We start from the raw sequence: 18045 nt of genomic DNA, 5'->3' as shown, positions 1-18045 counted from the left end.
CCTCGCACTGCTGCTCACCGCCGCGCTGGTCGCCGCCGGCGCCCTGCTGGCCCTCCGCCTCCCGGCCGAGGCCCCGGGGCCACCCCCGGAGGACTAGGAACGGAATGAGGTGGGCCCGGCGCAGACGAGACGCCGGGCCCACGCTATTGATCAGATCAGCCTATGACTGGACTTTCGGCACTCCGCCCTTTCGGCCGATCGAGAATGCGATCCGGTACACATCCGGGAGGTCGATCCGACCATCCTTGCGACGGCGCATCACGCCGAGAGCGATCAGCTCGTCGATCAGCCGCAGGAAGTCGTCCGAATATCGCGGTCCGGTACGGACCTCGACTCCGCTTCCGCTGGAATTGGCACGGGCGGCCTCTTTGCCCAGGGTGGACGTCAGATCCGATGCCCGCCAAAGATCCAGGACGAGTCGCTGGTCGATCGGCACCTGCTGGCCCGCCAGCGGTTCGATGACCGTGCGTACCCACGGCATGTCCTCACGGATCTCGCTGACGCGAGTCTGCGAGGCCGACTGGACCCCCCTACGGATCCCCTCGTGGTAGATGGCGTACGGGTGGCTTGCGTACTTCCCCCGTGTCTCGTCCACAGCCATGCTCAGTGCGTTGAGGAAGCTGCGGGGACTTACCTGTTCGACTCCGTCCATGAGGTGGTTGGGCAGCCACGTGTATGTGATGCCCTTCCGATAGTTGGCCCCCATGTACGGTCCGGCCAGTGTGCTGAAGACAGACGCCTGGACCTGTTCGTCACCGAGCAACGTGGACGGAAGCAGATGCCGCCCGGCATGTTCGCCCCAGCTGCCGGTTGAGGAACGGAAGTTTGTGGATTCACGGCTGTCATGGTTGCCGAGATAGTGGAAGAAAAGACCGTACAGATTGGTGGTCGTCCACTGGAGGCTGGCGGCGTTCGATGTCAGTTTTGACGCATCCGGAAAGTGAAGAAGCGCACCGTCGAACATGTCGGGCCGAATGAAGATCTTGCATCGGATGTTCTTGGTACTCAGGCGCATCTCCAGAGCCAGCTGGAGGATACCGGCGACAAGCCGGTCCGCCTGAATCCGGTCCCGGTGGAGGTGCTCCAGTGCGTCGAAGAGGATCAGGTGGGTGATCTTCTCCTGCTGGGCCTGCTTGTCGGCCTGAGCGATGGTTCGATCGCGTGCCCCCGGGTTGCTCTGCACCCAGGCGATGCGCTCGGACCATCCCATGTTCCCCTGGAGCTCGCGTTGTCCGAGTGCCACGAGGAGCACGGCGTTCCACAGGTCGTAGGCGCGGATGCCGCCGTTCACCAGGCTTGCCAGTTCGCCGGCTCCCGGGTACAGGTCGGGATCCAGCATTGCGCTGTAACCAGGTGAAACCTTCAGGCTCCTGAGTCGATCGATCCGGTATTCCTCCGCGGCGATGTCCCGCAGTTGATCGTCGAGCAGGGAGCGACACCAGAAGGTCTTGCCCACTCCTCGGCCACCGCGAACGACGGTCGTGTCAACGTGAAGTGCGAGGCGGTGCGTATCAGGAGTGAAGAGGTTGAGGAGCGTTGGCTCGACCGTGTCCGCGTCCTGTGCGGGGGGCAGCGCGGAGACCAACAGGTTCCGGTAGTCCTCGGCCTTGAGCGGGGCGGTCATCGTGGTCCTTCGATCATCAGGTTGGTGGCGGTCTCCAGGAAGGCATGGTACGCGGCGCGAACGAACGCACGATTGTCCCATCCAGGTGTGGAGACCGCGTCGAGGCCGACGAGTTCGATGGCGAACAGGATCGGGATGGGCGAGTGCGGCGCGGACTCGTCTTCCGGGCTGGGGTTGAAGCCCGTTTCGCCATCGACGAGGTCGTCGTAGAGGACGGAGAAGCATTCCCAAGCGTGGTCCCGGAAGGTTTCCAGGTAGGCGGGTTGATCGGCGTCGGGAACCATGGAAGCCACCATCCGCAGCTTCTCCCGGATCTCCTGAGCTTGACCGGAGGACAGCCATGCCGAGAAGAGGTCGCGGTAGCCGGCCCAGGTCTGACTGTTGTCACTGCCGAAGAGTAGGGCGAGGTCACACAGACGAGAGATGGTGACGGCGGCGATGTCATGGATTCCTGCGCGGCTGTCGAGAAGTACGACGTCGGGGCGGCGACTCTCCCTGGCGACTGCGTCTTCGCAGGCGCGAACCGCTGCCTCCAGCCGGTCGGCGAAGGTACCTCCACCGTGCCCGGGCATGTCAGCGTAGACACGGTTGAGCTTGTCCACGTAGGCGTACCCAGCGCCGGGTACTCCGCGTCCTCGGGCAGGGGCTACCCAGAGCTCTCCATTGTTCCCGAACTGGAAATGCGTGGCTTGCGCGACGAGGTCGAGCCCTTCCTGATTACCCAGGGCCGATTCCACGAGCTGATCGATGATTCCGTATGCGGGTAGCTGCTCGTCGGCGACCAGCATCGGACCGGCGCCGGGGGATTCCAGGTCCAGATCGACGACGAGGACACAGTTGCCTTCTCCGGCAAGGTGTTTCGCCAGCATGAAGGCTGCAGTTGAGCGGCCTACCCCACCCTTGAACCCGTAGAGCGCAGTGCGCGCAGTGCGCACGCCGTCCGACTCCGCTTCCGGGGTGCTGACACGGGCCCAGTCTCCACCGACAACGGTATTGTCGAGCCAACGGATGCTGCCCTGACCGGGCGCTGCGATGTAGCGGAGTTCAGCGGCCGCCCTGGGGGACGTGAAGTATGCGTCCGGCTGGAAGAGACCCGAAGCAAGGAGAAGAGGCCGGTCGGCTGCGTACCGGCCAAGGTTGGTGACAAGTCGTTCACACCAGGCAGCCTTGTCCTCCGCCTCGACCTTGCATGAGCGATCGTCCAGGAGCAGGGACAGGCGACCGAAGATATCCCGCACGACCAGGACGTCGACACCAGATGCGGCCGCATCGAGGGCCACGGCAAGGGCGAGAGGCCGCGCCTCGTCAAAGCGGACCGGGTCGGGAGTGAAGGTCACGTGAGAACTCCGTCGATGAGAGCCTGCTCGTGCAGGCCGAGAATCAGCTCCGAGACCGAGCGTCGGGCTCGCACATCAGCTTCGGTGACGGAGGATCCGTCGCTGTAACGGTCATCCACGTTCCAGGTGGCGAATGGCACCGAAGCCGTGAGAATCGCAGACAGTGCGCTTCCCGTGCGCCCGTGGAGCATGAGCGTGGCGTCGGATACGACATCTCCCGTATCGGACCATGCGTCAGGGAGGTGCCCGATGTACCTCCGCTTGTTGCTCTGTTGCGGAATGTACGGCCTGCTGGATGGCAATCCCCCCGGATTGATCGGGGCGACTGAGACCTGGGTGTACCGCAGCATGAGGCTCTTCAGGGCGCATTCCACGGCGAAGCCGAAATGGTGGTCTGCGTTGGGCAACCGGCCGTCGTCGTGCAGGTAGACCGCGTCGTTGTGGTGACGTAACGCGGCACCCGCGTAGTGGTCTTCCTTCGAAGTCTGGGACACAGTCTGATCCTAGGACTCAACGTTCCGAAGTCTCCACTTGCTGCGGCACTGATCGGCGCGGTCGACGACGGCGCGGGTGCCGGGCCGTACCGCCTCGCACTGCTGCTCACCGCCGCGCTGGTCGCCGCCGGCGCCCTGCTGGCCCTCCGCCTCCCGGCCGAGGCCCCGGGGCCACCCCCGGAGGACTGAACCCTCACATGGTGGTCCGCTCGGGCGCGCGCCGCGGCCGGGCGGACCACCACCACACCGTGCCCAGGAACAGCGCTCCGGGGGCGATTCCGGTGACGGCGCCGACGGCGGCCGCCGAGACGCCGCCGAAGGCCAGCGCCAGCCCGGCCGCCCCGCACAGGGCCATCGCGCCGCCGAGGACGCGCAGCGCGGGCAGCCGCCGGAGGGCGGCGAGGACGACGAGGTACGCACCCGCCACGGCGGCGAACCACGCTCCGGCGGCCTGCGGGGTGTGCAGGAGCCGGTCGGCCACCCAGGCCCCGAGGAGGGCCACGGCTGCCGCGGAGCCCGCGAGGTACCACTGGTTCCGCCCGAGGCCGAGGCCCAGCGGAGCCCCCTCCCTGCCGCCCCAGCGTTTCCCGACCCCGATCAGGGGGAGGAACGCGGCCACCGAGACCACGCGCAGCGGCACCTCGACGGCGGTCGGCATGGCGCCGGCGCCGGTCTGGACGAACACGAGGCCGAGGCCGGCTACGAGGAGCCGGGCGGTCCGATCATCTGCCATGGGACAAGTCTGACGTTCACTCGGGTGGCGGACAAGCCGCTCGGGCCGACGGCTGCCACTGCCGTACGGTGGTCGGAGCACCGGAGGAACGACCATGACCCTTGAGCACTACCGCCTGCTCGAAGAGGCCCGCCGCAGTCTGCCGGACGGCTACAAGGCAGAGCTGTCCGGCGACGTCATCGTGATGCAGGCGTCGCCGCCGCCGACCCACCAGCTCGACCTGGCGATCGTCCAGCGACAGTTCGAGGCGCACTGCCCGCCCGGCTACTTCCCGACCGGGAACAGCGACCTCTCCTCGCCCGAACTCGGCACCGTGCGCAACCCCGACCTCACCTACCTGCCCGAGGACGTCATCGAGCTGGGCCGCGAGATCCCCGCGGACCTGGCGCTGGTCGCGGTCGAGGTCGTGTCCCCGTCCAACCCCGACAACGACTGGAGCGGAAAGGTCCGCGACTACCCGCGGATGGGCTTTCCGCTCTACCTGATCGTGGACCCTCGGCAGAAGACCGTGACGCTGTTCTCGGAGCCCGACCGCGACCGCTACCACACCAGGACGGAGCGGGAGTTCGGGGAGAGGATCCGCATTCCCGCGCCGTTCGACTTCGAGCTGGACCTGGCCCGGCTGGTGCCCTACCGGGACTGAGCGGCCTCGGCGGCGAAGCCGATGAAGTCGGCCCAGGCCTCGGCGGTGAGGGCGAGTCGGGGTCCGGCCTTGTCCTTGGAGTCCCGGACGTGGATGGCGCTTTGGGTGAGGGCGACCTCGACGCAGGCGCCACCTTCGGTACCGCTGTGGCTGGACTTGAACCAGACCAAATCGTGACTCAATGATCCTCCGCCAGCGTCCTGGTGAACTCGGCGGACTTCTCCGGAGTGAGAGCCTGCCGGAGGATGGAACTGCGCTCCCGCCACCAGAATCCCCTTCGCGTCGCACAGGTCATCCGGGTGTGGCTTCCGACGCCAGGCGCCATCCGGCCCGGTGGTGTGCGAATCGACCGAACCCATCCCTATGGGTGATCGCCGGCCCGGCGGGGGCCGGGCCGGCGGTCAGGGGGTCACGTGAGGCGGATCAGGCGGCGATGCGCCGGCGCTGGTTGTCGTCGCCGGCGCACTGCCGGACGCCGAGGGCGACGCCTTGGGTGCTGCTGGTGAGGCAGCCGCCGTCGTCGCTGACTGCCTCATGCGTGCCGCTGAGGCCGTCCGAGGAGGTCCGCCAGCCCGTCCGCCAGCCCGCCTCGCCAACAGGCGTAGTCGTGGCCGCCGTTGAACTCGCGGTAGGTGAGGTCGTAGCCGCGGGCGGTGAGGACGTCGCGCAGGTGGCGGTTCTGGCTGAGAAGCATCCACTCCTGGAGGCCGACCTCGACCCAGAAGCGGGCCGGGCGCCGTTCCTCGGCGGCGAAGCGGCGGGTGAGCCATTCGCTGCCCGCGTCGAACTCGGTCTCGTCCGGCCACCAGAAGGAGCCGGACTGGCAGAGCGCGTTGCCGAAGCGGTCCGGCCGCTGGTAGGCGGCGTAGGCGGCGGTGAGGCCGCCCGCGCTCTGGCCCGCGACGACCGTGGCGGCGGGGTCGGTGCTCGCTCCGAACTCCGTTGCGGCCCATGGGAGAAGGCGGTCGGCGAGCAGGTCGACGAAGGCCGGGTTGCAGCTCAGGTCGTCCGGCCGCTGCGGGCCCATGGTGTGGACGAGCAGGGTGACGGTCGGCGGGATCGCGCCGTCCGCCGTCAGGTTGTCGAGGGTGTCGCCGACGGACAGCACCTCGCCCCACATCTCGCCGTCCAGCAGCACCGCGACCGGGTACGGTCCGTCGTCCGCGCGGTGTCCGGCCGGGAGGTGGACGTCCACCCGCCGCCCGGCCACCGTGTGTTCCGGCGTCCGCCCGCGCGGCACGCCGTCGCGCCGCTCGACGTACGGCTGCGCGGGCGCCGCCGGCAGGCTGAGCACCGAGGAGGGGTGGCGGCCGTCGCGGGCGGGCAGTCGGGGCCCGGCGTCGTACGGGTCGGGGCGGGCCTGGTCGAGGACCCGGAGCCAGTCGGGGCGGGTGGTGCCGGGGGCCTCGCCGCGGAACGGGTACAGCTGGTAGGACGCGCGGTGGTCCGCGCGCAGCCGGTAGCTGATCGCCCAGGTGCCGTCGGTCTGACGATTCATCAGATGTGGTGTCAGGTCGCCGGCGTGGCGGTCCTTGTCGGTGACGGTGTGCAGCAGCGCGAGCACGCCGTCGCAGTCGCCGTCCCGGTGGGTGAAGGTGACCAGGCGGTAGGCGGGGTCGTCGGGGTCGGGGGCGACGATCGGGGTTTCCACAGCAGTGACTCCAAAAGGCTTAGGCGGGGCTGCCCTTGCGGCCGAGCAGCACCCAGAGCAGGAAGGGACCGCCGAGGACGGTGGTGACGATGCCGACGGGGATCTCCACCCCGGCGAACAGCACCCGTCCCAGGGTGTCCGCGAGCACGACGAGCAGGGCGCCGGTCAGTGCGGAGCCGAGCACCGGCACCCGCGCGGGCCCGGCCAGGCGACCGGCGATCACCGGAGCGGCCAGCGCCACGAAGCCGACCGGCCCGCAGACCCCGACGGCCAGCCCGGCGAGCGCGACCGCCAGCATCAGGCAGGCGAGCCGGACCCGGCCCGGGTCGACGCCGAGGGCGGAGGCGACGCTGTCGTCGAAGCGCAGCACCGCCAGCCGGCGGGCCACCACCAGCGCCAGCGGCACCAGCACGGACAGCCCGATCAGTACGGGCGTGGCGACGGCGAAGTCCCGCCCGTTGAGGCTGCCGTTGGTCCAGATGTACAGCGAGCCCGCGGAGTTGAGCGAGCGACGGGCCATCGCGACCTGGATGATCGAGGAGGCGAGCGCCGACATGGCGAGCCCGACCACCAGCACCCGGTAGCCGCGGGCACCGAGCCCGCCGGAGGCCAGGGTGACGACCAGGACGGCGACGAGAGCGCCGAGCGGTCCGGCCCACCAGGCGCCGAAGGTTCCCGCGGTGCTGGCGGAGATCAGTACGGCAGCCGTCGCGCCGTCGTTGACGCCGAGCAGTTCGGGGGTGGCGAGGCGGTTGCGGGCGAGGGTCTGGGTGAGGCAGCCGGCCAGGCCGAGGGCCGCGCCGGCGGCGAGCCCGGCGACGATCCGGCCGAGCCTGAACTTCTGCACCAGCAGTACGTCCAGCCGGTCGCCGTAGCCGAACACGGCCTGGAAGGTGCGGCCGAGGCCGAGTTCGCTCTGTCCGGCGTGCGCCGCGACCACCACGGCGGCCAGCAGCGCGGCGGTGAGGCCGAGCGAGGCCAGCAGCGCGCGGTGCGGCAGCAGTAGTGACCAGGCGCCGTAGCGCAGCGTCACGTCCGGCCTGGGCAGGGCGGGTTCCCCGCTTCGCGCGGGCGGCGTGGACTCGGCCTGGTCGCCGATGGCGAGGGCGGCGGAGCGCTTGGAGCGGACGATCGCGATCAGCGCCGGGGCGCCGATCAGGGCGACGATCACCGACACCGGTGCCTCGAAGGGCCTGGCCACCACCCGGGCGAGCACGTCCGCGCCGGTCAGCACGGCGGCGCCGAACAGCGCGGCGAGCAGGGTGAGCCGGCCGACCCTGGGGCCGGCGATGGTGCGGGCGAGGAAGCCGGAGAGCAGCCCGAGGAAGGCGACGGGGCCGGCCAGCGCGACCGCCGAGGCGGTCAGCAGGGTGACCGCGAAGGCGACGGCGGCCCGGGTGGCGCCGGGCCGGTGGCCGAGGCCGCGGGCGAGGTCGTCGCCGAGGGCGAGCGCGGTCAGCGGCCGGGTGGTGAGCGCGGCGAGCAGGAACCCGGCGCCGAGCACGGGGGCGAGCTGGCGCAGCGTCGTCCAGCCTTCCACGCCGGCCAGTGAGCCGAGCACCCACACCCGGTACCGCTCGTACGCCTCGGGGGAGTTGACGATCAGCACGTCGGTGAGCCCGCGGAAGATCGCCGCGACGGCGGAGCCGGCCAGCACCAGCCGCATCGGCGAGCCGCCGCCCCTGGTGCTGGCGACCAGCAGCACGACGGTGCTGGCGAGCACGGCGCCGCCGAAGGCGAAGGCGAGGTAGCCGAAGGAGGTCTGCACGCCGAGCAGGGCGATGCCGACGACGACGCCGAGCGAGGCGCCGGCGTTGACGCCGAGCAGGCCGGTCTCGGCGAGCGGGTTTCGGGTGACGGACTGGAGCTGCGCCCCGGCGACGCCGAGCGCGGCGCCGACCAGCAGGGCGGTGACGGTGCGGGGCATCCGCAGGTCGCCGACGACCAGGGCGAGCCGGCTGTCCGCTCGGGCGCCGTCGTGGTTCAGCAGGTAGTCCAGCACCCGCCCCGGGCCGACCTCGCCGGCGCCGACCGACAGCGACAGCGCGGCCAGGGCGATCAGGAGCAGCACCGCCGCGGTGACGGCCGGCCAGATGGGGCGGGTGCCGTCGGAGCCGCGGCTCGGCCGGGCCGGTGGCGGCGAGTCCGGCGCGGCGGCGGGGGGCGCCTCGTGGACGTCGGCTTGCGACAATGTCATAAGGTAAGGCTAACCTAATGGTCGAGTCGTCCCGAGAGCACCTCCACCTGCCGCTCTCTCCCGGACGTCGCACAACTTCCGTACCACCGTTGCCCGGAGGCACCCATGCCGTTCGCCCGTCGCCCGCTCAGCCCCGTCCGCCGCCGTGCGGCCCAGGCGCTGGCCGTCACCGGGGCGGCCGCGCTCCTGCTCACCGGCTGCGGTTCCTCCGGCTCCTCGTCCTCGGGCTCGTCCACCTCGGCCTCCCCGGCGGCCGACGCGGCGGGCGGCGGGAAGGCGGACGCGGCGGGCGGCAAGCGGACCGTCAAGGACGCCACCGGCAAGGCCGTCGAGGTGCCCGCCGAGCCCAAGCGGATCGTCACCCTCACCCAGGAGGACCTGGACGCGGTGCTCGCCCTCGGCGTCAAGCCGGTCGGCATCACCAACGGCCAGGGGCTGGCCGAGCCGCCGGCGTACCTGAAGGACAAGGTGCAGGGCATCCCGGTGGTCGGCAACCTGCTCCAGCCCGTGATGGACAAGGTGATCGCCGCCAAGCCCGACCTGATCCTGGCCGGCGACATGCAGGACGAGCAGGTGCTCAAGCAGCTGCGCGAGATCACCCCCGCCACGCTGGTCACCATGGCGCCCACCGATGACTGGAAGCTCGCCTTCCGCGGCATCGGCAACGCCGTCAACAAGATGGAGCAGGCCAACAAGGTGATCGGCGACTACGACGCCAAGGCCGCCAAGGCGGGCGGCGAGCTCGCCAAGAACAAGGGCGCCGCCGTCTCCATCGTGCGCTGGAACCCCACCGGCCCGAGCTGGATGGAGAAGAAGCAGTTCGCCAGCGGCGTCGCCCTCGACATGGGCCTGACCCGCCCGGCCGCGCAGGACAAGGACGGCAACGCGCACAGCCCGGCGCTGAGTCTGGAGAAGCTCAACGAGATCGACGGCGACTGGCTGTTCCTGTCCACCCTCACCGACGACGGCAAGACCGCGCTCAAGGAGGTCCAGTCCAAGCCCGCCTACCAGGAGCTGAACGCGGTGAAGAACAACCACGCCGTCACCGTGGACGGTTCGGTCTGGTCCACCCGGGGCGGCCCGCTCGCCGCCGACGTCGTCATCGGCGACTTCTCCAAGGCGCTCGCGGGCAACTGAGCGGACACCGGCAGAGGGGTCGAGGGGGAGCAGTCATGGAGTTGACGATCGAGGGGCTCAGCGCCGGCTACGGGCCGGGGCGCCCGGTGCTCGGCGGCGTCGACCTGACCGTCCCGGCCGGGAAGGTGGTGGCGGTGGTCGGCCCGAACGGCTGCGGGAAGTCCACCCTGCTGCGGGCGGTGGCCCGGCTGCACCGGCCGGACGGCGGGCGGGTCCTGGTCGGCGGCGAGGACGTGTGGCGGCTGCGCCCGCGCCAGGCCGCCCACCGGATCGCCCTGCTGCCGCAGAGCCCGCAGGCCCCGGAGGCGGTCACCGTCACCGGGCTGGTCCGCTACGGCCGCCACCCGCACCAGGGGCTGTTCCGCCAGTGGTCGGCGCAGGACGAGCGGCTGACCGCCGAGGCCCTGCGCGCCACCGGTGTCGAGGAGCTGGCCGACCGCCGCCTCGACCGGCTGTCCGGCGGCCAGCGCCAGCGCTGCTGGCTCGCGATGGTGCTCGCCCAGGACACCCCGGTGGTGCTCCTGGACGAGCCGACCAGCGCGCTGGACCTCGGGCACGCGGTGGAGGTCCTGGAGCTGGTCCGCCGGGTCGCGGCGGGCGGGCGGACGGTGGTCATGGTGCTGCACGACCTCGCGGCGGCGGCCCGCTACGCGGACCTGTTGGTCGCGCTGCGGGACGGCGCGGTGGTGGCCTGCGGGCCGCCGCGCGAGGTGGTGGACGCGCCGCTGGTGCGGGCGCTGTACGACATCGACAGCCATGTGCTGGCGGCGCCGGGCGACGGTGCCCCGGTCATCGTTCCCAGGGCGCCGCTGGGCTGACCCGGGGCGCCACTGGGCTGATGTGCCGGGCTGGTCCGCCGGCTGATCCGAACTGATCTGAACTGAACCGATCCGAACCGATCCGCCGGTCCGGCGGGGGCGGCTGCCACGAGGCGGCCGCCCCGCTTTTTTCTCTTCTTCGATCGCTCGTTCGAGTGGTTTGAACTCTGCATGTCAGGGCCCATGTTCACCCCGCCCGTCGCGTTGTCAGTACCCCTCGCTACGTTCCTCGCATCGCTGGTCGGCAACACCGTCGACAGGCGTTCCCTGGTGTGAGGAGTACGGCCGTGGCATGGGTGGAGACGGGCGCGGGAGGGTACCGCGTCGCCCTCGACGGGGAGGGCAGGGTGGTGTGCCGCAACGCGGCGGGCCGCGACCTCAAGTCCGTACCGTCGAAGCTCGGTGACGACCCGGTGGTCACCCAGCTCAAGCAGCTCGCCGAGTGGCTGGCCGCGCACGAGCGGGGCTGCCAGGAGGACGTCGAGCGCTGGATGGTCCGATCGCTGCCGGTGCCCGCCGCGGTCCTCACCGCGGTGTGGCCGGACGCGGCCTGGCAGGGCGTCCTGAAGGACCTCGTGGTCACCGCCACCGACGGCTCGGTGGCCGGCTTCCTGCGCGGCGCCGACGCCGAGCGCGGCCTCGGCCTGGTCGACCTGGACGGCGACACCGTGCGCCTCACCGACGGCGAGATCCTGATACCGCACCCCGTCCTGCTCGACGACCTCGACGACCTGCGCGAGTTCGCCGTCGAGCTCGGCGTCTCCCAGCGCGTCCAGCAGCTCTACCGCGAGGTCTGGCACCGGCCCGCGGAGCCGTCGGCCGGCACCGAGGTCACCACCTACGCCGGCGGCCGCTACCGCGAGCTGCGCGAGCTGGTCGGGCGCTGCGCCAGGCTCGGCTGCCGGGTCCGCGGCGGCTCCGCCGTCCAGCCGGTCACCGAGGGCGGCCGCACCGTCGAGGCCCGGGTCTGGGTCGGCGACTACTACGAGTACGACGCGTGCGAGACCGGCGCGCTCAGCTGGGCCGGCCCCGACGGCCGCGCCCTGCCGCTCACCGAGGTCGGACCGGTCGCCTGGTCCGAGGGCATGCGGATGGCCGCCGCCCTGCACGCCGGCCGCACGATCCAGGGGGAGGAAGCCGCATGACCGCCACCGGCCTGACCACGACCACCACCGGCACCGGAGCCGACCGCACCGGAGCCGACCGGACCGCGACACCCGAGGAACTGCTCGACGCCGGGGCGGTGCTCCCCGCCGGCACGCTGCCCGACGCCGGCCGCCCCGACAGCGCCGCCGACGTGCTCACCGCCCGCGGCTACACCCACCCCGCGCTCGACGGTCGCCGGATCGTCCGGCTCGTCCCCGGCGCGCTCGGCCCGGCCGAGGACCTCGCCCTCGACTTCCTCGGCCTGGTGCCGGAGACCGCGCCCGCCGAGGTCGGCCAGGTCCGCCAGGAGGCGCTCGGCTTCCCCGCCTGGGCGCTGGTCCACGACCCCGCCAACGGCCACCACGCGCTCGCCCTGGTCAAGGAGATGGAGCGGCTCGCCCGCCAGGCCACCTCCAAGCCCGGCGCCGCCAAGGACGGTTTCGACGAGCTGGCCACCCGCCTCGGCCGGGCCGTGCCGCACTTCCTGCCCACCTTCTGCGAGGAGGTCGGCCGGATCTTCCTCGGCCACGGCAACCAGACCTACGCCGCCGCCTGGTTCGGCAAGGCCCGCGACGCCGAGCGCACGTACGGCCTGACGGTGGACGAGGAGCGGCTGCGCGCCGTCTTCCTGGAGTTCGCCCTGGCCGGCGCGCTCACCGTCAAGGCCCTGCGCCAGTACGTCAAGGAGCTCGCCCAGCGGCTCGACCCGCTGACCGCCTGGCAGCGCTTCCGCCAGCTGTGCACCGAGCGGTCCGCGGCCGGCATGGCCCCGTACGCCGGAGTCGCCGAGGACGCCCGCGCACTGGTCAAGGCCGCCGGGCTGGACCGCACCGAGCACGAGCGGGCGCTGCTCGCCGAACTGCTGGACTCCCCGGCGGTCAACCGGGCCCCCGGCGCGTTCTGGAAGTCCTGGCACGGCGCACTGGTCGAACTCGGCCGCGGCGACGCGGCCGTGCGCACCCGCCTGCTGGAGCTGCTGCCCGACCCGGCCTCGCCCGACCCGGCCCCGCACGACACCGCCTGGCTGGCGGTCCTCACCGAGACCGGCGCCGAGGCCCTGCTCACCGGCCCCCGCGCCGAGGGCGCCGAGCCCGCCGCCGCCTGGCTCCAGCGCTGGTGCAACCACCACGGCCGCGGCTGGCGCAACCGGCCCAGCTGCCCGGACACCCTCGCGCTGGCCGGCCGGATGATCGAGCGGCTCAAGGCCGACGCCGTCCCGGTGGACCTCCACACCGGAATCCGTGCCAGCCGGACGCGGATCGACCTGCTGGACCTGCTGCTCACCGCGGGCGTGCCGGTCGCCGACCCGCCGGACGGCCTCGGCATCGACCTGCACGACTGGGTCGCGGAGTGCGGCCCCGACAGCCCCGACCTCACCGCCGTCGGCGCCGACGAGCGCTACCGGCCCCTGCTGCGCCGCGCCACCCCGTCCGCCTGGGCGACGGCCGCCAAGCGCGAGGTGCCCGCCCTGCCGCTGCTGAGCGAGCTGTTCGCCGAGTGGGCCGAGGAGCGCGCCGAGGAGCTGTTCGCCGCCCGCGGCCTGGCCGCCGCCACCGACCTGGTCCGCGAGTTCGGCCGGCACCGCACCGCCGTCCGGACGGTCGCGCCGGCCGTCGCCGACCGGGTCGCCGCCCTCGACGTCACCACGCTGCTCACCGACGCCCTCCAGGCCGGCATCCTGGACGAACTCGGCTGGCCCGCCCTGGAGGAGGCGCTCGGCAAGCTCGCCGACCCGCCCGCCGACGACGCCCCCCAGCACCCCGTCCCCAGCCTGGGCGGCGCGGGCCTGAGCGGCCTGGTCATCGAGGACGCCTGGCCGAACCTGCTGCTCACCCGCCTCGACCGGGCCGTCGTGGTCGGCCCGGAGGGCATCGTGCTGGAGCACACCCTGCGCCTGCCCGAGCGGCCGTCGAACGAGCGGAACCGGACCAGGCTGCGCTTCGCCGACGGCGAACTGCTGGTCGTCTGGCCCCAGGACGGCAAGCAGCTCGCGTACTGGTCCAGCCGCCCGGACGAGCAGTTCGAGCTGGAGGGCGAGGTCCTCGTCGGCTACTACTACCGGGACCGGGATCCGGAGCCGCCGTCGCTCCAGCTGCCCGGCGGCGGCCGCACCACCGGCGAACGCCCGCTGCACGCCGGCGACACCCGGATGCCCGACGAGCACGGCGTCCTCGGCGACGGCACCGGCTACTGGACGGTGCGCCACGCCTCCGACGGTGAGGCCGTCCTGCGCGAACTCGACCCGGTCACCGGCACCCTGGGCCGCACCGCCGAACCGCCGGTGATCGCCGCCACCGCCCAGGCCGGCCGGCTCAGCCGGAAGAACACCTGGCTGCTGCCGCTCCAGCCCGGCCTGGAGCACACGCCACTCGGCACCGACGGCACCGTGCTCGGCAGCTGGGCCAGGGTCGAGCCGCACAAGGCCGTCACCACCTTCACGGCCGACGGGCAGCGCATCGTGCTGCCGCTGACCGGACACCGGTCGGACACCGTCCCGGTCGGCCGGCTCGCCCTGCCCGGCGCGGCCGCACCGGTGGTCAGCCACACCTCCGGCGAGTACTTCTCGCTCAACCTGCCCGACCTCACCGGCCACGCCGACCGCACCGTCGACCTGCGCCCCTGCCGGGCCGGCGAGCTCTCCGCCGCCGGCACCCCGCTCGTCCCGCCGTACCCGCACTGGCACGCCCTGCGCCCGCGCGACGAGGCCGGCTCCAAGGTGCTGCGCACCGTCACCGCCGAGCAGGCCGCCCGGCTGATCGACGCCGCCTGGCCGGTCGACACCGAGCCGGTCCCCGAGGACGAGCGGTGCTGGCTCACCGTCCAGGGCGTGCGCCGGCCGCTCGCCCGGCGCACCCCGCGCACCCTGCCCGTCCCGGAGGTCGGCGCGATCCTGCCCGGCATCGCGGACCAGCGGCTGCTCGCCGGCGTCGCCGGGATCGCCCGCCTCGCCGCCGACCTGCTGGACCGGATCGCCCGGTTCGCCCCGCAGCCGGAGGCCGAGCGCCCGGGCAGGAAGCAGGACACGGAGTGGCAGCCCGAGCACGGGCGCGACCACGAGCTGCGCGACGCCGTGCGTGCCGTGCTGCCGGAGCCCGGCGGCTTCGGCAACAACTGGGGCTCCTCCGAGCACTGCTGGGTGCTCAACAACCTGCGCGCCGTCACCGGGGTGCTGGCCGCCCCGCCCGCCGCCGACGGCGAGGGCTGGAGCACCCCCGCCACCGTCGCCCTGCGCAACGGCGACGTCAGCCACGGCTGGCTGCACCTGCTCGGCCGGGTCCACGCCCTGGCCCACGCGGTGGCCTCGCCGTTCACCGACCCCGCCCACCGTTCCTCGCTGGTCCTGCTGCTCGGCGAGCTGACCAAGGGCCCGCTGGCCGACCGCGGCACCACCCTGCGCGAGATCGTCCTCGCCGAGCAGGTCCCGGCGGCCGTGAACGCCACCAGTGGCCGGCCGGTCGCCAAGCGCCAGGGCGAGGTGCTGCGGCACGGCGGGCGCACCGTCGTCATCCTCGCCCACCAGCGGCAGTACACCGACGGCACCGTGCACTGGCTCGCCGTCGACCACGACCCGAGCGGGGAGTTCGGGCCCGTCGCGCACTTCACCACGGTCGAGGAGCGCGGCACCGGGGAACTGGTCGACGCCGCCTGGGTCGCCACGTTCTGGCAGGTCGCCGCGCTGCGCGGCGCCGTTCCGCACGACCGGGCCAGGGCCGAGGCCTTCAGCCGGCTCACCGGCATCGGCGTCGCCCGCTCCGCCCTGCTGCTCAGCCCGCCGAGCGGCCTGCTGTACTGGACGGACGTCGCCGTTCCCGCCGAACTCGACTTCAAGACAGCCGAGTTCAAGGCCGCCAGGGACTGGCTGCGGCGGCACGACCACGACGGCCTCGCCGCCGTCTGGGGCGCCCTGCTGCCCGCCGACCCGAAGACCCTGTGGACCGAGGGGCCGGACATCGCCGCCGGGGCCGAGGAGTGGATCCGGCGGTTCGGACGGCTCGTCACCCTCCCCGACGAGGTCCTGGCCACCGTCCAGGGGGTGCCCATCGACACCGTCGAGGCGGTGCTCAACCCCGGCCACACCCCGTGGCTGACCGGCCGCACCGGCTTCCGGCTCGGCGAGTCGGAGGGGGTCGGCCTGCGACTGGTCGCCGAGGACGAGTCCGCCGTCCCCGGGAGCGGCGCGCTGAGCTCCACCATCGCCGCGCTGCGCTGGCTCGCCTACCACCTGCCCGCCGACAGTCCGCTGCGCCCGCTGCTGCCCACGGCCGCCGAGGCGCTGCGCGACCGCCTGGCCGACCCGGAGCTGCTGCTCGACCTCGACCTGCTGCGCACCGTCAAGGGCGCCTCGCTGTCCGCCGTCCTGCGCACCCACTTCGGCCTGCCCGCCGAGGGCGGCGCGGACCGGGACGGCCTGGTCCGCTGCGGACCGGCACTCGTCCTGACGCCGTACCACGAGGAGACGGAGCGGGTCTGGCTGCGCCCGGCCGCCCTCACCGGGCCGGACGACCCGCTGCTCGAACTGCTCGAAGGGCTCTCCAACAGCTACTGGTACTCGACCGAGCGGCGGGCCGTCGAGGCCGTGCTGCGCGGCGAGCCGGAGCGGCTGGCCGCCACCGTCCCCGTGGCGCCGGCCCCCGGCGAGGGCCCGGTCTGGTTGCAGGACCCGCGGCTGTCCGTCCCCGAACTGGTCGCCGAGGTGTCCCGCACCCACGGCCTGGGCGAGGACGCCGCCACGCTCTACCTCCAGCTGCTCGCCCTGCCCGACCCGACCGACCGCAACGCCGCCCGCTGGACGGGCTGGAAGCCCGCCCGGCTGAAGAGGGCCCGCGCCGAACTCGCCGCCACCGACCTGGTGCTGGAGGCCAAGCGCTCCCGGGCCGGCCGCGGCCTCTTCCTGCCCGGCGGCTGGCAGGAGGCCAAGTCGCCCGCGCTGCCGGCCGAGACCTGGAAGGCCGCCCTGTACGAACTGCACACCCACCGGCCCGCTTCGGTGCCGCTGTCCGTCCCCGAGCTGTTCGCCCGGGCCTGGCAGCGGACCGTCGAGGGCGACGCCCCCGGTTACGAAGAGCTCCGGACCAGCAAGCGCAGGAAGGCCCGCCGATGACCGCCACCGAGACCACCACGGGTGCGACCGCCACCGCCCCCGCGGACCGGCAGATCGTCCCGCCCGAGGAGAAGTACGCCGCCGAACTGGAGTTCCTGGCCGCCCACGACGGCGGCCCGCGCCCGCCCGGCTGGCGGCTGACCCCGCGCGCCGTGGTCACCTTCGCGATGGGCAGCGGCGGCGAGAAGCTCAAGGCCGGGCGCAAGGGCCTGGTCATCGAGCCGAAGTTCGTCGGCGAACGCGCGCTGGTCGAGCGCTGCGTCGTCACCCTCGCCGGCGAGCGCGGCCTGCTGCTCGTCGGCGAGCCAGGCACCGCCAAGTCCATGCTCTCCGAGCTGCTCGCCGTCGCCGTCTGCGGCACCAGCGCACTGACCGTCCAGGGCACCGCAGGCACCACCGAGGACCAGCTCAAGTACGGCTGGAACTACGCCCTGCTGCTCGCCAAGGGGCCCAGCCGCGAGGCCCTGGTCCCCTCGCCGGTGCTCACCGCGATGACCACCGGCGCGGTCGCCCGGGTCGAGGAGGTCACCCGCTGCCTGCCCGAGGTGCAGGACGCCCTGGTCTCACTGCTCTCCGAACGGCGGATCGCCGTCCCCGAGCTGGCCGGCACCCAGGACGGGCAGCTGCACGCCGCGGCCGGCTTCACCCTGATCGCCACCGCCAACCTGCGGGACAAGGGTGTCAGCGAGATGTCCGCGGCGCTCAAGCGGCGGTTCAACTTCGAGACGGTCGGCCCGATCGGCAGCCTCGCCGCCGAGGTCGACCTGGTCCGCCGCCAGTCCACCGTCGCCGTGGCCAGGGCCGGCGCCGCCTACGCGGTGGACGACGCCGTCCTGGAGGCCCTGGTCACCGCCTTCCGCGACCTGCGCACCGGCCGCTCCACCGAAGGCTGGGACGTCGAACGCCCGTCCACCGTGATGAGCACCGCCGAGGCGGTCTCCGTCGCCACCTCGCTCGGCGTCAGCGCCGCCTACCTGCCCGACGGCGGGGACCTGCTCGGCCGGCTGCCCGGTCAGCTCCTCGGCGTGGTCCGCAAGGACGAGCCGTCCGACGCGGCCCGGCTGCTCGGCTACTGGGACGGCCCGGTCCGCCGCCGTGCCGAACAGGGCGCCGCCACCTGGCGCACCCTGTGGGACCTCCGCTCGGCACTGGAGGCCTGATCCG

General features: G+C 72.8%; 12 protein-coding genes and 1 pseudogene. 6 read left to right on the top strand and 7 right to left on the bottom strand.

The annotated features are described in order from the left end of the window. Positions 1-160: 160 nt before the first annotated feature. The 4 genes from ACZ7C5_RS05300 to ACZ7C5_RS05285 all read right to left on the bottom strand — a co-directional run bounded on the left by ACZ7C5_RS05300 (position 161) and on the right by ACZ7C5_RS05285 (position 4188). Positions 161-1624 carry a hypothetical protein gene (locus ACZ7C5_RS05300; protein WP_470322023.1) on the bottom strand — a complete coding sequence of 488 codons (1464 nt, stop codon included), beginning with the start codon at positions 1622-1624 and terminating at the stop codon, positions 161-163. After that, complete coding sequence (locus ACZ7C5_RS05295; RefSeq protein WP_470322022.1) at positions 1621-2961, bottom strand: KGGVGR-motif variant AAA ATPase; 1341 nt, start codon at positions 2959-2961, stop codon at positions 1621-1623. The genes ACZ7C5_RS05300 and ACZ7C5_RS05295 overlap by 4 nt, the downstream gene beginning before the upstream one ends. After that, positions 2958-3455, bottom strand: a complete 498-nt coding sequence (locus tag ACZ7C5_RS05290; RefSeq protein WP_470322021.1) for a hypothetical protein — start codon at positions 3453-3455, stop codon at positions 2958-2960. The genes ACZ7C5_RS05295 and ACZ7C5_RS05290 overlap by 4 nt, the downstream gene beginning before the upstream one ends. A gap of 193 nt (positions 3456-3648) precedes the next feature. After that, positions 3649-4188, bottom strand: coding sequence for a hypothetical protein (locus ACZ7C5_RS05285; protein WP_401084825.1), 540 nt, complete (start codon positions 4186-4188; stop codon positions 3649-3651). 94 nt (positions 4189-4282) lie between these two features. On the opposite strand from ACZ7C5_RS05285, the gene ACZ7C5_RS05280 reads away from it, so the two are divergent. Beyond that, positions 4283-4831: a Uma2 family endonuclease gene (locus tag ACZ7C5_RS05280; RefSeq protein ID WP_401084822.1), complete on the top strand. Its 549-nt coding sequence runs from the start codon at positions 4283-4285 to the stop codon at positions 4829-4831. Here ACZ7C5_RS05280 and ACZ7C5_RS05275 read toward each other — a convergent pair. The 3 genes and pseudogenes from ACZ7C5_RS05275 to fhuB all read right to left on the bottom strand — a co-directional run bounded on the left by ACZ7C5_RS05275 (position 4819) and on the right by fhuB (position 8679). Next, a complete protein-coding gene (locus ACZ7C5_RS05275) occupies positions 4819-5013 on the bottom strand; it encodes a DUF397 domain-containing protein (RefSeq protein WP_470322020.1) in 195 nt (64 codons plus the stop codon). The genes ACZ7C5_RS05280 and ACZ7C5_RS05275 overlap by 13 nt on opposite strands. Before the next feature lie 350 nt (positions 5014-5363). Next, positions 5364-6491 (bottom strand): annotated as a pseudogene (fes, locus tag ACZ7C5_RS05270) (enterochelin esterase); the annotation flags it as partial. Between the two features lie 10 nt (positions 6492-6501). Next, a complete protein-coding gene (gene fhuB, locus ACZ7C5_RS05265) occupies positions 6502-8679 on the bottom strand; it encodes a Fe(3+)-hydroxamate ABC transporter permease FhuB (protein ID WP_470322019.1) in 2178 nt (725 codons plus the stop codon). A 105-nt stretch (positions 8680-8784) separates the two neighbouring features. Between fhuB and ACZ7C5_RS05260 the strand changes: the two genes are divergently transcribed. The 5 genes from ACZ7C5_RS05260 to ACZ7C5_RS05240 all read left to right on the top strand — a co-directional run bounded on the left by ACZ7C5_RS05260 (position 8785) and on the right by ACZ7C5_RS05240 (position 18041). Beyond that, positions 8785-9816: an ABC transporter substrate-binding protein gene (locus ACZ7C5_RS05260; RefSeq protein WP_470322018.1), complete on the top strand. Its 1032-nt coding sequence runs from the start codon at positions 8785-8787 to the stop codon at positions 9814-9816. 35 nt (positions 9817-9851) lie between these two features. Beyond that, a complete protein-coding gene (locus ACZ7C5_RS05255; RefSeq protein ID WP_188295684.1) occupies positions 9852-10634 on the top strand; it encodes an ABC transporter ATP-binding protein in 783 nt (260 codons plus the stop codon). Between the two features lie 287 nt (positions 10635-10921). Then, positions 10922-11779 (top strand): DUF4132 domain-containing protein, encoded by an 858-nt coding sequence (locus tag ACZ7C5_RS05250; RefSeq protein ID WP_401084810.1) that lies wholly within the window; start codon positions 10922-10924, stop codon positions 11777-11779. Continuing rightward, entirely contained in the window at positions 11776-16881 is a 5106-nt protein-coding gene (locus tag ACZ7C5_RS05245; RefSeq protein ID WP_470322017.1) for a hypothetical protein, read from the top strand. The genes ACZ7C5_RS05250 and ACZ7C5_RS05245 overlap by 4 nt, the downstream gene beginning before the upstream one ends. Next, a complete protein-coding gene (locus tag ACZ7C5_RS05240; protein ID WP_470322016.1) occupies positions 16878-18041 on the top strand; it encodes an ATP-binding protein in 1164 nt (387 codons plus the stop codon). The genes ACZ7C5_RS05245 and ACZ7C5_RS05240 overlap by 4 nt, the downstream gene beginning before the upstream one ends. Positions 18042-18045: the final 4 nt, after the last annotated feature.

The organism is Kitasatospora sp. NPDC036993 (assembly GCF_055607525.1).
This window is presented reverse-complemented; position numbering and strand designations above follow the sequence as displayed.